2 protein-coding genes are annotated in these 1,065 nt (G+C 59.6%); both read left to right on the top strand.

The window, feature by feature from the left end; genetic code table 11:
• The first annotated feature begins 2 nt into the window (after positions 1–2).
• Entirely contained in the window at positions 3–353 is a 351-nt protein-coding gene (gene tnpB / locus OC446_RS30470) for an IS66 family insertion sequence element accessory protein TnpB (RefSeq protein ID WP_262032601.1), read from the top strand.
• Between the two features lie 62 nt (positions 354–415).
• Positions 416–1,065, top strand: a 650-nt coding sequence (locus OC446_RS30465; protein WP_410055179.1) for an IS66 family transposase zinc-finger binding domain-containing protein, incomplete at its 3' end; no start/stop codon positions are given.

The raw sequence follows: 1,065 nt of genomic DNA, 5'->3' as shown, positions 1-1,065 counted from the left end.
TGATCCAGATCGCTGCGGGAACGAAGGTGTATCTGGCCTGCCAGCCAGTCGATATGCGCCGTGGGTTCGACGGTCTGTCCGCAGAGGTCGTCAACAGGATGAACGCCGATCCCTATTCCGGCCATCTGTTCCTCTTCCGCGGGAAACGAGGCGACTATTTGAAAGCTCTCTACTGGGATGGAACCGGGCTGTGCCTTTTTGCCAAGCGATTGGAACAGGGCAAGTTCGTCTGGCCGTCGCTCGTTGATGGCGTCCTGCAAATGTCGGCGGCACAACTGGCTCTTCTCGTCGAAGGGATGGATTGGCGGCGCACGCTGATGCCCGAGCGTCCGCCAAAGCCGACGATGGCCTGATAACATACTGTTTTTACATATAAAAACGTAGCTGTATCGGGTCACTTGTGCTAGAGAAGCATATGTCTCTTGCTGCTCCCGATGTGCTGGCCGAACTGGAGGCGTTGCGCGCTTTGACCGCGCAGTTGCAGGCGGAGCTTTATGCCAAGAACCTTTATATCGAGAAGCTCAAGGCGCAGCTCGCGAGCCTGAAGCGCGCCCGCTTCGGCCGCTCCTCGGAGAAACTCGACCATCTCATCGAGCAACTGGAACTGGCGATTGCCGATCTGGAGGAGAGCGAGGCCCAAACCGACATCGAACGGACGGCAGCGCGGCCCATTGCATCCTCACCATCGGCTGTTGCGACGGCAAAGCCGTCTCTGGGCCGCAAGCCCTTACCGGCCCATCTGCCGAGCGAGACGATCGTGCACGAGCCGGAATGCACCTGCCCGACGTGCGGTGGGAGCGTCTTCAGCACGATCGGCACGGATGAACGTGAGGTGCTGGAATATGTGCCCTCGCACTTCAAACGGGTCGTCCATCTTCGTCCGAAATTGAGCTGCCGCGCGTGCGAGACGATCGTTCAGGCGCCGATGCCATCGCTGCCGATCGAGCGCGGCCGACCCGGTCCTAGCCTTCTGGCTCATGTACTGGTCTCCAAGTATTGCGATCATCTTCCCCTGCATCGCCAGAGTGACATCTATGCGCGCGAAGGCGTCGATCTCGATCGCTC

Origin of the sequence: Microvirga sp. Mcv34 (genome assembly GCF_024519725.1) — a bacterium.
Taxonomy (GTDB): domain Bacteria; phylum Pseudomonadota; class Alphaproteobacteria; order Rhizobiales; family Beijerinckiaceae; genus Microvirga.
Note: the sequence above shows the minus strand (reverse complement) of the source record. Positions and strands in the feature narration are given on the sequence as shown.